The organism is Arthrobacter arnarulunnguaqae, from assembly GCF_051262515.1.
GTDB lineage: Bacteria > Actinomycetota > Actinomycetes > Actinomycetales > Micrococcaceae > Arthrobacter_N.
The window spans coordinates 26,502-39,738 of the sequence record NZ_JBIMER010000020.1; the positions used below are offsets into that span (position 1 = coordinate 26,502).

Here is a 13,237-nt window from a genome sequence, read left to right on the forward strand (position 1 = left end):
CTTAGTGGGTGAGGTAGTTCAGCAGGTCGTGGCGGGTGACCACACCGACGGCGTCGCCGTCTCGCGTGACCAGGAGAGCGTCGTGGTGCTGGAGCTTGCCGCGCGCGTCGGCGATGGACTCCTGCGCCCCGATCAGCTCCATGGGAGAGGACACCAGATCGGCGATCGCGTCCGTGAGCGCGATGTCCCCGCGGAACAGGCGCGCCGTGAGCGTGCGCTCGTCGATGCTGCCGCGCACCTCGCCGATGCGCACGGGAGGTTCGGCGGACAGCACGGGCAGCGTGGAGACGCCGTATTCGTTCATGATCCCGATGACGTCCCGCACGGATTCCTGGGCGTGCGTGTGCACCAGGTCGGGCAGGTCGCTCGCCTTGTTGGCCAGCAGCGCGGCGACGGTGTCCTGCCGCTCGTCCTCGGCGAATCCGTAGGAGCGCATCCACTGGTCGTTGAAGATCTTCGCGAGGTACCCGCGCCCGCCGTCGGGCAGGATCACGACGACGACGGCGTCCTCGGGCAGGTCCCGCGCCGCGCGCAGGGCCGCGACGACGGCCATGCCGGACGAACCGCCGACCAGCAGGCCCTCCTCACGGGCGAGCCGGCGCGTCATGGCGAAGGACTCGCCGTCGCCGACGGCGAGGACCTCGTCCGGAACGGACGGGTCGTAGTTCCCCGGCCACATGTCCTCGCCGACGCCCTCGACGAAGTAGGGGCGGCCGGTGCCGCCGGAGTAGACGGAGCCGTCCGGATCCGCGGCGATCACGCGGACCGGTCCGGACGCGCGGTCCTTCGAGACCTCCTTGAGGTACCGCCCGGTGCCGGTGATGGTGCCGCCGGTGCCGGCGCCGATGACCACGTGGGTCACGGTGCCGTCGGTGTCGCGCCAGATCTCCGGGCCCGTGGTCTCGTAGTGGCTCTCGGGGGCCGCCGGGTTGGAGAACTGGTCCGGCTTGTATGCCCCCGGGATCTCGCGGACCAGCCGGTCGGAGACACCGTAGTAGGACTCGGGGGAATCCGGCGCGACGGCGGTGGGCGTCACCACGACCTCGGCGCCGTAGGCGCGCAGCACGTCGCGCTTCTCCTCGCCGACCTTGTCCGGGGTGACGAAGATCGTCTTGTAGCCCTTTAGCTGCCCCACCATCGCCAGTCCGACGCCGGTGTTCCCCGACGTCGGCTCCACAATCGTGCCGCCCGGCAACAGGGCGCCGGACGCCTCCGCGTTCTCGACCATCTTCAGCGAGATCCGGTCCTTGATGCTGCCGCCCGGATTGAGGTACTCGAGCTTGACCAGGACGGTCGCCTTGATGTCGCCGGTGACGTGGGCGAGCTTGACGAGGGGCGTGTTGCCGATGAGATCCAAGACGGAGTTGGCGTATTTCATGCCCAAGACTCTACCCGCGGGTCACCTCGGGCGCCCCACCGGACGAAACCCGCCGTCATTCCCGCGGTGTCGGCGCCGGGTGGCACCATGGTGGGATGACCCTTTCCGCCCCGGCCGTCGACGCGCGCCTGCCCGCGGCCGAGGCCGCGTGGACCGCCGCCGGGCCGTACTCGCTGGCGTCGACGCTCGGTGTCCTGCAGCGCGGAACGCACGATCCGTGCGTGCGCGTCGCCGGCCAAGCGGCCTGGTTGTGCTTCGACACCGACGCCGGGCCCGCATCGCTGCACCTGGCGGCGTCGACGCACCCTCCGGCGTCGGCCACGGAGGCGGGCACGACGGCGGCGGGCGCCGGCACGACGACGGTGGCCATCCGCGCGTGGGGCCCCGGGGCCCGGGCGGCGGTCGCCGCGGCACCGCGGCTACTCGGCGCCGACGACGACTGGACCGCGTTCGACGATGCGCGCTACCGGGATGGCCTGCCCCGGATGGTCTCCGAGGCGCGGCGCCGCCACCCGGGCCTCCGGCTGCCCGCGACGGGGCGCGTGTTCGACGCCCTGGTGCCGGTCATCCTCGAGCAGAAGGTGACCACCATCGAGGCCCGCCACGCGTGGCGCTACCTGGCCCGGAAGTTCGGCACCCGCGCGCCGGGGCCGGCTCCGGCGGACATGCGCATACCGCCCGGCCCGCACGGGCTGCGCCGGATCGGCAGCTGGGACTGGCACGCCGCGCGCGTGGACATCTCCCGCCGCACCACCATCCTGCGCGCGGCGGAGTCCGCCGCCGGGCTGAACCGGCTCGGCGCCCTCCCGCTGTCCGCCGGTCCGTCCGCCAAGCTGCAGACCGTGCCGGGCATCGGCCCGTGGACCGCGGCCGAGGTCCTCCAGCGCACCCACGGCGACCCGGATTCGGTCTCGGTGGGCGACTACCACCTGGCCGCGTACGTCGGCCATGCCCTCGCGGGACGCACGACGGACGACGACGGCATGCTGGAGCTGCTGCGCCCGTGGAACGGCCACCGCCAGCGCGTGGTCCGGATGATCGGCCTGTCCGGATTCCGCAAGCCCGCCTTCGGCCCCCGGTTGGCGCCCGAGGACCACCGGCCCCGCTGAGGGGGCGGGTCAGCGTCCGATCAGTTCCAGCGCCTCCTCGCGCATCTCCACCTTGCGGATCTTGCCGGAGACGGTCATCGGGAAGGCGTCGCGCACCTGCAGGTACCGCGGGATCTTGTAGTGGGCGATCCGTCCCGCGCAGAATTCGCGCAGCGCCTCGAGCGTGAGCGGCTCCGCACCCTCGTGCAGGATGACGCACGCCATGAGCTCCTCGCCGTACCTTTCGTCCGGGACGCCGATGACCTGGACGTCGCGCACGGCCGGGTGTCGGTAGAGGAACTCCTCGATCTCCCGGGGCGAGATGTTCTCGCCACCGCGGATCACCATGTCCTTGATGCGCCCCTCGATCCGGACGTAGCCGCCGTCGTCCATGGCCGCGAGGTCCCCGGTGTGCATCCAGCCCTCGGGGTCGACCGCATCTGCCGTCTTGTCGGGGTCATTCCAGTAGCCGCGCATGACCGCGTAGCCGCGCGTGCACAGTTCGCCGACCTCGCCGCGCGGGACCACGGCGCCGGTGCCGGGGTCGACTATCTTCGACTCGAGGTGCGGCATGGTGCGCCCCACCGTCTGCGTCCGCCGTTCCAGCGAGTCGTCCGCGCGGGTCATCGTCGAGACGGGCGACGTCTCGGTCATGCCGTAGCAAATGGCCACACCGGCCATGTTCATCTCCCCGACCACGCGCTCCATGACCTCGGTGGGGCACGTGGAGCCGGCCATCACGCCGGTGCGCAGGGTGGAGAGGTCGTAGTCGCCGAAGTCGGGCAGCGCGAGCTCGGCGATGAACATCGTCGGCACCCGTAGAGGCTGGTGCCGCCGTGGCGCTGGACGGCGTCGAGGGTCTCGGCGGGCCGGAACGTCCGTCCGGGCAGGATGGTCGCCGCTCCATGCGAGAGCGCGGCGAGGTTCCCGATGACCATTCCGAAGCAGTGGAAGAACGGGACGGGCAACACCACGCGGTCCTCCGGCGTGTAGGAGAGCAGCTCCCCTATGTGGAACCCGTTGTTGAGGATGTTGGGTGCGTGAGCGTCGCGCCCTTCGGGAAGCCGGTGGTGCCCGAGGTGTACTGCAGGTTGATCGCGTCCGCGGGTTCCAGGGCGGACATGAGGGTCTCCAGCGCATCCTGTCCGACGTCGCGCGCGCCGTCCAGCAGCGATTCCCAGGGCGCGTCGCCGTCGTACGGCTTGGTTGCCGGGACCCCGCCGGGGCCGGGCAGGAGGACCAGTTCCCGCAGGCCCGCCGTCCGGGCGCGGACATCCCGCGCCATCGCGGGGTAGTCGCTGTTGGCGTCCGCCGGCGCGACGACGAGGGCGCGCATCCCGCACTGTTCGGCGACGAATGCGAGTTCGTGCATCCGGTAGGCGGGGTTGACGTTGACCAGCACGACCCCGGCCTTCGCGGTGGCGTACTGCAGCAGGGTCCATTCGGCGCAGTTGGGGCTCCAGATGCCCACGCGCTCGCCGCGGCCGATGCCCGCAGCGATCAGCGCCCGGGCGATCGCGTCCGTTTCCCGGTCCATCCGCGCGTAGGTCCAGACGCGTCCCGTCGACGCCTCGACGATCGCCTCCCGATCGGCGTGCAGAGCCGCGACCCTCCGGAAGTTGGCCCCAATGGTTTCCTCCAAAACGGCCATCCCCTCACCTCCCCGGGTGTGGGAATCCTGCTGGCGGTGAGCTTCGGGCTGGGTCATCGTCGACTCCTCGGGATTCTGCGGCAGACTGTGACTCAGAACAGATCAGCCGGGCCACACATCAGCCGGGCCGGGCCGCCGCGGAGGGACAGAGCATGCACAACGAGGAACGGAACGTCGCGAGGCTGCGGTTCCTGGCCGCACCCATGGACGTCGGGCACAGCGGAACGGTCGACGCCGGAACGATCCTGGAGTGGGTCGACAAGGCCGCCTACGCCGCGGCGGTGGCCTGGGCGAAGGCGTACTGCGTCACGGCCTACGTGGGCAACATCCACTTCGCGGACCCCGTGCAGATCGGGGACATGGTGGAGCTGGAGGCGCGGATCGTGCACACCGGCCGATCCTCGATGCACATCCTGACGACGGTCACCTCCGGGGACCCGCGCACCTTCGGGGACGCCGGGGTGCGCGCCGACGCGCGCAGCCAGTGTCTGGTCATCTTCGTGGCGGTGGACGGGGACGGCCGGCCGACGGCGATTCCGCCTTTCGTCCCCGGCACTACCCTCGAACGCGAGCAGCAGGAACACGCAATCGCGCGGATCGGGGTACGCGAGAAGATCGTGGAGGCGATGGGCCGCGTCTCCTACACGGAGGAGGGGACCGGGGAACGCGTCGTGCTGCGGTTCCTGGCCGCGCCGTCGGACGTCAACTGGGGCGGCAAGGTCCACGGCGGCATCGTCATGGCGTGGATCGACGAGGCGGCGTACGTCTGCGCCACCCGCTACTGCGGCCGCGACACGGTGGCCGTCTTCTCAGGCGGGGTGAGGTTCTACCGCCCGCTGTTCATCGGGCACGTGGTCGAGGTGGAGGCGCGGCTCGTCTACACGGGCAACAAGGGCATGCACATCGCGGTGCACGTGCGCTCGGGGGATCCCACCGCGCGCGAACTGGAACTGACCACGTCTTGCATGACCGTCATGGTGGCGCGCGACGACCGCGGGTCCGCCGTCCCGGTTCCGGCGTGGACCCCGCGGACCGCGGAGGACCGGGCGCTGCACGGCCACGCCCGCGACCTGATCGCCATCCGGGGGGCCGCCCCCGGGAACCGTCTCCCTAACCACGTGCTGTCGGCGGGGGACGAATAAGCCGCCCTACTTAGCGGAGGCGTCCTCTGTGGCGGTTTCCTGGGACGCCAACTGGGCGTGCACCTCCTGCATGTCGATGCCCTTGACCGCGTCGACCAGGTCCGTGAACTGCGAAGAGCCCATGGCTCCGGGCTGTGAGAAGACCAGCACCTTGTCGCGGAACGCCATCAGCGTGGGGATCGAGGTGATGCCCGCGGCGGCGGCCAGGCCCTGCTCGGCCTCGGTGTCCACCTTGGCGAACACGACGTCGGGAAACTGCTCCGACGCGGATTGGAAAACCGGAGCGAACTGCTTGCATGGCCCGCACCACTCCGCCCAGAAGTCAACGAACACGATGTCGTTCTCCTCGAGCGTCTGCGCGAATTGGGCCTCGGTGATATCGATGGTTGCCATAGGGCAACGGTAGCCGCTCCGCATGGCGCGTGTCTCTCCCCTTGGCCCGACGGTGGAATGTGGACGGTGGTCGGTGGACGGGGCCGGGTTATCCACATTCGGCGGCGGTGGCCCCTCCGGGCGCGCTTCGGCGCCTAGCCTCGGAATCCCAGAGGCACCTACGAGAGGAACGGGCCATGCCGCGCCGCACCCTGTTGATCATCCTTGAGAAGCGCTTGCTGCGCGACGCGATTTCCGAGGGCCTGGAGTTGGCCGAACGCTACCGGGAGCTGCCCCCGGGGGTCCCGGAGGGCACCGAAAGCGAGCTCTACGCCGTCGGCGAGGCGGCACGGATCCAGCGTCGGACCAAACCTCCGCGCACCCTCGCGAGTCCCTCGCCCGCGGGGACCGGGGTGGGTCCGATCCATGCCATCTGGGCCGGCGGACAGTGGCTGACGCCCGCGGGCTGCTCCCCCGCCCCTCCGGACGCGAACGGCGCTACCGACTGGCAATGGGCGCACTACAACGCCGTCATGGACGCGGACCGCGGGGCGCACCTGTTGCTTTGGGACCTCTATTGGAAGGCGGAGGAAGACCGGATGGCTGCCTGAGGATCCGGGGAAATCCGGGGTCGGACCTTTCCGGAACACGCGCGGAACGCGAAGAACCCCGGACCGTGGGGTCCGGGGTTCTTCGGTGGTCCGTTGCCGGACGGTGGTGGCAGATACTGGATTCGAACCAGTGAAGGCAATGCCAGCTGATTTACAGTCAGCCCCCTTTGGCCGCTCGGGTAATCTGCCGAACGCTCCGTAATGGAACGAGAAGAAACTTTACCTAAGATTCGGCGCAGAATCGAATCGGACCCGGATGCGGGACCGCCGGGCCGGGAACCGCGCCTGCCGGTAGGCTGGATCGCAGCAGAAACCGACCCAAAACAGGAGGACTTCCATGGCGAGCGATTCCACATTCGATGTTGTCAGCAAGGTCGACACCCAGGAGGTGTCCAACGCCCTGAACCAGGCGCAGAAGGAGATCGCCCAGCGCTACGACTTCAAGGGCGTCGGTGCCGAGCTCGACTTCAGCGGCGAGAAGATCCTGATGAAGGCCAACTCGGAGGAGCGCGTCAAGGCCGTCCTCGACGTGTTCCAGACCAAGCTCGTGAAGCGCAACATCAGCCTCAAGTCCCTCGATGCCGGCGAGCCGTACGCCTCCGGCAAGGAGTACCGCATCGAGGCCACCATCAAGGAGGGCATCGCCCAGGATGTCGCCAAGAAGATCAACAAGCTGATCCGCGACGAGGGGCCCAAGGGCGTCAAGTCGACCATCCAAGGCGACGAGCTCCGCGTCTCCTCGAAGTCCCGTGACGACCTGCAGGCCACCATGACCCTGCTGCGCGGCTTCGAGGAGGCCGACCTGCAGTTCGTCAACATGCGCTAGGCGGCCGTCGGCCGCCCGCGGGTCAGCTCCCCACGCGGGTCAGCGCCCCGGCGGGCGGCCGGCCATCCCCTCCAGGCGGGCGATCCGGTCCGCCATCGGCGGGTGGGTGGTGAACAGCTTCTTGGCTCCGCCGAGGAATGGGTTCGCGATCATCAGGTGCGACGTGTTGACGAGCCGCTGGTCCTCGGGCAGCGGCGCGCGCTGGACTCCCATCTCCAGCTTGCGCAGCGCCGAGGCCAGCGCCAGCGGATCGTTGGTCAGCTTCGCGCCGTCCTCGTCGGCGTCGTACTCGCGGGTGCGGCTGATCGCCATCTGGATCAGCGACGCCGCCAGTGGCGCGAGCAGCGCGGTGGCGATCATGGCCAGCGGGTTGACGTTGCGGCGGTCGCCGCCGCCGAAGAAGAGCATGAACTGGGCGACGGACGTGATGACGCCCGCTACCGCGGCCGCGACGGACGAGGTGAGGATGTCGCGGTTGTAGACGTGCATCAGTTCGTGCCCCAGCACTCCCCGGAGTTCCCGCTCGTCCAGCAGCTGCAGGATGCCTTCCGTGCAGCAGACCGCCGCGTTCTGCGGATTGCGTCCGGTCGCGAACGCGTTCGGGGCGGCGGTGGGCGAGATGTAGAGCCGCGGCATCGGTTGCTGTGCCACGACGGAGAGTTCCCGCACGATCCGGTACATCGCGGGCTGCTCCAGTTCGGTGACGGGGCGGGCCTGCATGGAGCGGATGGCGATCTTGTCGCTGTTCCAGTAGCCGTAGGCGGTCGTCGCGACGCCGATGAGCGCGAAGATCCAGATGAACGACGAGTTGCCCGTTCCGGAGGCGATCAACCCGCCGATCGCCAGCAGCAGCGCGAACATGCCGCCCAGCAGTCCGGCGGTTTTCAGCCCGTTGTTGTGGTTATGCACCGATCGTCACTCCCTGTTCGTGCGCGGGGCACCGCACCGTGCGGACCCGCCTACATCTAATCTAGTCAACGCCGGCGCCGGCCGCGGTGTTCCGCCAGGCACCAGCTACGGTGTCCCGCTACGGCACCGGCCGGCGCGAATCGTAGGCGAGGAATCCCGGCTGCCAGCGCATCAGCCCGGCGGCCAGCGCAATACAGGCGACGCCGCCCACAACGAGCGTCCACCCCTCGCCGATGCCGGTGGCCACGCCTCCGGAGACCAGCTCCCCCATGCGGGGACCGCCCGCCACCACCACGATGAACACGCCCTGCAGGCGTCCGCGCAGGTGGTCCGGAGTCGCGGACTGCAAGATCGTGGTCCGGAAGACGGAGCTGACCGCGTCCGCTACGCCCGCCGCGGCCATGCACGCGGCGGCGGCCCAGACCCAGCGCGTGGCCGACCCGTCGTCGGGCAGCGTATCCCGCCCCGCGAGGAGAACCACGACGCCGAATCCTCCGATGCTCGCGCCCCAGGCGGCCACGGACCAGAACACGGCGACGCCCTGCCGGTGCACGCGGCCCAACGGCCCGGAGAACACCCCGACGAGGAACGAGCCGAGCGCCGTGGACGCCAGCATCAGTCCCACGGTGGTCTCCCCGCCGCCGATCAGGACCGCCCCGACGGCGGGCAGCAGCGCCCGCGGGGCAGCCGTGATCATGGCGACGAGGTCGATCACGAACGTCATGCGGATGTTCGGCTGGGTCGCCAGGAACCGGAATCCCTCGACGATCGAGCGCAGGCCGGCCCGCGCCACCCCGCCCGTCGGGGGCAGCGACGGAAGCCGGTACACGGACCAGATGGCCGCCGTGTAGGTCACGACGTCGATCGTGTACGTCCACGCGAAACCGACCTGGGCCACCAGCACGCCACCCAGCAGGGGGCCGATCATCTGGGCGATGCCGAAGGTGACCATGTTCAGGGAATTGGCCGCGGGGAGCAGCTTCAGACCGAGGATCGCCGGGATGATGGCGCCGCGGGTCGGCTGGTTGATCCCGCCGGCGCCGGAATGGACGGCGACCAGCGCGTAGAGCAGCCAGACGTTGTTCGCGCCCAGCCACGCCTGCGCCGCAATGGCGGCCGTCGCTCCCCACAGCACGACGGCGGAGCCGAGGGCCACCTTTCGGCGGTCGTACGCGTCGGCGATCGCGCCGCCGTAGAGCCCGGCCAGCACCAGGGGAACGAGGGCGAACAGGCCGAGCAGCCCCACGTTGAAGCTGGAGCCCGTCAGCGCGTAGATCTCCAGGCTGACGGCCAGCAGCGTGAGCTGGCTGCCGACGGCGGAGAGCGCGTTGCCGATCCACAGGCGGCGGAACGCGGGGCTGATACGCAGCGGCGTCAGGTCCGCAAACAGTCGGGGCACCGTTGGATTCTAGCGGTGCAGCAACGGGGAGCGGGGCGCAGCCACAGCGGGGTTAGGCGCACCTTATTTTGACAAGATCAAAATAGAGGGAAGAATAGGGGTATGGACTTCCCGGAACGGCTACGCGAACAGGGGCTGCGCGTCACGCGCCAGCGCCTGGCCGTGCTGTCCGTCCTGGAAAACCACCCGCACTCGTCCGCGGACACCGTCGTCGCCACCGTGCGCGAGGAGCTCCCGGACCTGTCGATCCAGTCCGTGTACAACGTGCTCAACGACCTGACCGGGCTCGGCATACTCCGCCGGTTCAGCCCACCGAACTCCGCCGCCCTCTACGAGACCCGTGTGGACGACAACCACCACCATGCCGTCTGCACCCGGTGCGGACGCGTCGAGGACGTCGATTGCGCCGTGGGCCACGCCCCGTGCCTGACGCCGTCCGAGGACCACGGCATGGCCATTCAGATTGCCGACGTCCTGTACCAGGGCGTCTGTGAAGACTGCAGGAACGAGGCGGCCGGTGTTGCCACAGGACCGCTTCCCCGCAGGGAACCCATTCGATGAAGAAGGAGAATCTCTTGTCTGAGAACTTCACCACCACCCAGTCCGGGGCACCCGTTGCCTCCGACGCGCACTCGTTGACCAACGGCCCCGACGGCTTCACCGCGCTGCACGACCGCTACCTGGTCGAGAAGCTCGCCTCCTTCAACCGCGAACGCGTGCCGGAGCGCAACCCGCACGCCAAGGGCGGCGGCGCCTTCGGCGAGTTCACCGTCACCGAGGACGTCTCCAAGTACACCCGCGCCGCGGTCTTCCAGCCGGGCGCCAAGAGCGAGACGCTGTTGCGCTTCTCCTCCGTCGCCGGCGAGCAGGGCTCCCCGGACACCTGGCGCGACGTGCGCGGCTTCGCGCTCCGCTTCTACACCAACGAGGGCAACTACGACGTCGTCGGCAACAACACGCCGATCTTCTTCCTGCGCGACGCCATGAAGTTCCCGGACTTCATCCACTCCCAGAAGCGCCTCGGCGCCTCGGGCCTGCGCGACGCGGACATGCAGTGGGACTTCTGGACCCTGTCCCCCGAGTCGGCCCATCAGGTCACCTACCTCATGGGCGACCGCGGGCTCTCCCGCTCCTGGCGCGAGCTCAACGGCTACGGATCGCACACCTACCAGTGGATCAACGCCGCGGGCGAGCGCTTCTGGGTCAAGTACCACTTCATCTCCCGCCAGGGCGTGCACAACATCGGCGCCGACGAGGCCGAGCAGCTCGCCGGCTCCGACGCGGACTTCTACCGCCGCGACCTGTTCGACAACATCGCGGCCGGCAACTTCCCCGAGTGGGACGTCAAGGTCCAGATCATGCCGTACGAAGAGGGCAAGACCTACCGCTTCAACCCGTTCGACATGACGAAGGTCTGGCCGCACGCGGACTACCCGCTGGTCCACGTTGGACACTTCACGCTGAACCGCAACCCGCGCAACTTCTTCGCGGAGATCGAGCAGGCCGCGTTCTCGCCGTCGAACATGGTTCCGGGCACCGACATCAGCCCGGACAAGATGCTGATGGCCCGCGTGTTCTCCTACCCGGACGCGCAGCGCCACCGCATCGGCACCAACTACAACCAGTTGCCGGTCAACCAGCCGCACGCCGCCCCGGTCAACAACTACATGCACCAGGGCAGCATGCAGTACAAATTCAACTCCCCGGAGGACCGCGTCTACACCCCGAACTCCTTCGGCGGACCGGAAGCCGATCCGCTGCGCGCAGCCGAGGGCGGCTGGGCCTCCGACGGCGAGCTGATGCGCGCCGCGCAGACACTGCGGGCGAACGACGACGACTTCGGCCAGGCCGGCACGCTGTACCGCGAGGTCTACGACGCCGCCGCCAAGGCGCGTTTCCACGAGACCCTGCTGGGCCAGTGTGGCGGCATCACCATCGAGGACATCCGCGAGCGCTTCTTCCAGTACTGGACGAACGTCGACGCGAACCTCGGCGCCCTGCTGCGCGAGCGCTACGCCGCCGGCGACCAGGGTGTCACCGAGGGCGCTGCCGAAATGTCGGCCCGCTAGCGGCACCCGCAGGTGTCCGCCCACGGGACGGATACCGCAAGGGCCCTGCCCATCGCCCCGACGGGCGATGGGGCAGGGCCCTTTTGTGCCTTCGGCGCGCCGTCGGTGGTTTCCGCGGCGCCGGTCAGCCCACGGAAGGCAGCGTCACGTCCCCGGCGAACGTCCGCTCGGCCCCGTCCGTTGCCTCGACGCGGAGGGTCACCGGACCGCCGTCGGACGCGCCGGATGCCCGGACCAGGAACTGCAGCGTCTGGGCGTCCGCAACGTCGCACCGCCACAGGGAGCTTCCGACCCGGTCGCAGTCGGTCCCCTCCGCGGCCCGGTCCAGCAGCGTGCCGTCGGCGACGGTCAGCGAAACGCGCACCGGGCCGGCGAAACCACCGTCGGGCTCGGACAGCAACACGAGGTTGGAGCCGTCGCCCTGCGGCGAGACGGACAGGCTTCCCGCCGCGTTGCCTGCCGGCGGGGACTGGGCGGGCGCGGACGACGTCGGCTCGGCTGTCCCGCTGGTCGGAGCCGCCGGGTCCGCGCTGGTCGTTTCCGAGGGGCCCGCACCGGACGGGTCGCCGCTGGACGACGACGTCGGAACGGACGGATCGGGGCTCCGCGGCATATCCGAGGGGCCTGGTTCCGACGCCGGCGTTGTGGTGGGGTCCCGCGGCGGCCCACCGGAACGCGGGGTGGACGGTACTTCGGCCGGCGCCGCGGACGGCACGGCCGACGGTTCCTCGCCGGGGCTCGACGTTGGGCCGCGTTCCGCAGACGACGCGCCGGTTTCCCGTACGGCGGGGTCGCCATCCCGGGCCCCCGCCGCACCGGTCGATGTGGAAGAGGGTTCCCCCGGGGCGGGCGTCGCGGCGCCCGCGTCCGCCGTCCGGCCCGCCGATTGCGTTGCCGGACTCGTGGTGGCCGTGGCTCGGGACGACGCTGTCGACGTCGGTCCGCCCCTCCCGTCGCGGGGACCGCCGGGGACGCCGTCGCCGGCGCCGGACTCCGGCAGCGTTCCCGACAGCATCGGCATGGCTACGGCCGCGGAAAAGCCGACGGCCGCGAGAGCGACCGTGGCGGCGGCCGCCCAGACGGTGGCGGGTGTGTGCTTTTGTTTTCGCGATGGCGGCACAAGATGGTCTCTCGATGGGGGTCGAAGGTCGCTCTCGGTGCATGGGTGGCGCCGGGCGCGCCAGGGGGCTAATCCTGCGAGATTCTCACCATCTCCTCGCGGGGCACCACCTTGACGCGCTCCCGCGTCACGGGTCCGCCGGCGGTGTCCACGCTTCCGGCCGCCTCGCCCAGCGCCTTCTCGTGCGCGTCGAGCTTCAGCCAACCCTCCCACGTGGTGTACCCGATGCCTCGGGACTCCAAGAGGTCGATCACCGCGGACTCCTCCGGGTTCTGGGCGGGCGGCAAGTCGAGCCGGTCCTCGAGCAGGTTCCCAATCGTCTCCAGCGCGTCGCCCTTGGTGTGCCCGATGAGGCCGACCGGGCCGCGCTTGATCCATCCCGTGGCGTAGATCCCGGGGACGGCGTTGCCCGCCTCGTCCACGACGCGGCCGCCCTCGTTCGGGACCACGCCGCGTTTCGCGTCGAAACCGACCTCCTCGAGTTCGGAGCCGAAGTAACCGATGGCGCGGTAGACGGCCTGGAACGGGTAGTCCAGGATCTCGCCGGTTCCGCGGACGTTGCCCGAGCCGTCGAGCTCCTGCCGTTCGAAGCGCATGCCGGAGACCTTACCGTCATCCCCCAGGACCTCGATGGGATTGTGCAGGAAGTGCAGGTGCAGGCGGCGGGACGCA

The 13,237-nt window shown here is 69.9% G+C and carries 12 protein-coding genes, 1 tRNA gene and 1 pseudogene; 6 read left to right on the forward strand and 8 right to left on the reverse strand.

The genetic code is table 11. From position 1 onward, the window contains the following. Position 1: 1 nt before the first annotated feature. A complete protein-coding gene (locus ACHAAJ_RS13960) occupies positions 2-1,378 on the reverse strand; it encodes a cystathionine beta-synthase (RefSeq protein WP_435728802.1) in 1,377 nt (458 codons plus the stop codon). 95 nt (positions 1,379-1,473) lie between these two features. On the opposite strand from ACHAAJ_RS13960, the gene ACHAAJ_RS13965 reads away from it, so the two are divergent. Further along, entirely contained in the window at positions 1,474-2,487 is a 1,014-nt protein-coding gene (locus tag ACHAAJ_RS13965; protein ID WP_435728803.1) for a DNA-3-methyladenine glycosylase family protein, read from the forward strand. Between the two features lie 9 nt (positions 2,488-2,496). Here the strand turns inward: ACHAAJ_RS13965 and ACHAAJ_RS13970 are convergent. Further along, a pseudogene (locus tag ACHAAJ_RS13970) lies at positions 2,497-4,174 on the reverse strand (AMP-binding protein). A gap of 95 nt (positions 4,175-4,269) precedes the next feature. Here ACHAAJ_RS13970 and ACHAAJ_RS13975 point away from each other — a divergent pair. Further along, complete coding sequence (locus tag ACHAAJ_RS13975) at positions 4,270-5,259, forward strand: acyl-CoA thioesterase (RefSeq protein WP_435728804.1); 990 nt, start codon at positions 4,270-4,272, stop codon at positions 5,257-5,259. A 6-nt stretch (positions 5,260-5,265) separates the two neighbouring features. Here ACHAAJ_RS13975 and trxA read toward each other — a convergent pair whose 3' ends face one another. Continuing rightward, entirely contained in the window at positions 5,266-5,652 is a 387-nt protein-coding gene (trxA, locus tag ACHAAJ_RS13980; RefSeq protein WP_435728806.1) for a thioredoxin, read from the reverse strand. 176 nt (positions 5,653-5,828) lie between these two features. Here trxA and ACHAAJ_RS13985 point away from each other — a divergent pair, with 176 nt between their 5' ends. Beyond that, a complete protein-coding gene (locus tag ACHAAJ_RS13985; RefSeq protein WP_435728807.1) occupies positions 5,829-6,242 on the forward strand; it encodes a hypothetical protein in 414 nt (137 codons plus the stop codon). Between the two features lie 104 nt (positions 6,243-6,346). Here ACHAAJ_RS13985 and ACHAAJ_RS13990 read toward each other — a convergent pair. Beyond that, positions 6,347-6,431, reverse strand: a tRNA-Tyr gene (locus ACHAAJ_RS13990). A gap of 148 nt (positions 6,432-6,579) precedes the next feature. Here ACHAAJ_RS13990 and ACHAAJ_RS13995 point away from each other — a divergent pair. Next, positions 6,580-7,068 (forward strand): YajQ family cyclic di-GMP-binding protein, encoded by a 489-nt coding sequence (locus ACHAAJ_RS13995; protein ID WP_435728808.1) that lies wholly within the window; start codon positions 6,580-6,582, stop codon positions 7,066-7,068. Between the two features lie 39 nt (positions 7,069-7,107). On the opposite strand, the gene htpX is transcribed toward ACHAAJ_RS13995, so the two are convergent. Together htpX and ACHAAJ_RS14005 are read right to left on the reverse strand one after the other, a co-directional pair. Then, positions 7,108-7,977: a zinc metalloprotease HtpX gene (htpX, locus tag ACHAAJ_RS14000; protein ID WP_435728810.1), complete on the reverse strand. Its 870-nt coding sequence runs from the start codon at positions 7,975-7,977 to the stop codon at positions 7,108-7,110. A 118-nt stretch (positions 7,978-8,095) separates the two neighbouring features. Further along, positions 8,096-9,376, reverse strand: coding sequence for an MFS transporter (locus ACHAAJ_RS14005; RefSeq protein ID WP_435728811.1), 1,281 nt, complete (start codon positions 9,374-9,376; stop codon positions 8,096-8,098). Between the two features lie 102 nt (positions 9,377-9,478). Between ACHAAJ_RS14005 and ACHAAJ_RS14010 the strand changes: the two genes are divergently transcribed. Next, positions 9,479-9,937, forward strand: coding sequence for a Fur family transcriptional regulator (locus tag ACHAAJ_RS14010; RefSeq protein ID WP_435728812.1), 459 nt, complete (start codon positions 9,479-9,481; stop codon positions 9,935-9,937). 14 nt (positions 9,938-9,951) lie between these two features. After that, on the forward strand, positions 9,952-11,445 hold the full coding sequence (locus ACHAAJ_RS14015) for a catalase (RefSeq protein WP_435728813.1): 1,494 nt from the start codon (positions 9,952-9,954) through the stop codon (positions 11,443-11,445). A gap of 124 nt (positions 11,446-11,569) precedes the next feature. On the opposite strand, the gene ACHAAJ_RS14020 is transcribed toward ACHAAJ_RS14015, so the two are convergent. Together ACHAAJ_RS14020 and ACHAAJ_RS14025 are read right to left on the reverse strand one after the other, a co-directional pair. After that, positions 11,570-12,058: a hypothetical protein gene (locus tag ACHAAJ_RS14020; protein WP_435728814.1), complete on the reverse strand. Its 489-nt coding sequence runs from the start codon at positions 12,056-12,058 to the stop codon at positions 11,570-11,572. A 575-nt stretch (positions 12,059-12,633) separates the two neighbouring features. After that, on the reverse strand, positions 12,634-13,237 hold a 604-nt coding region (locus ACHAAJ_RS14025), incomplete at its 5' end, for a ferredoxin--NADP reductase domain-containing protein (RefSeq protein WP_494337661.1).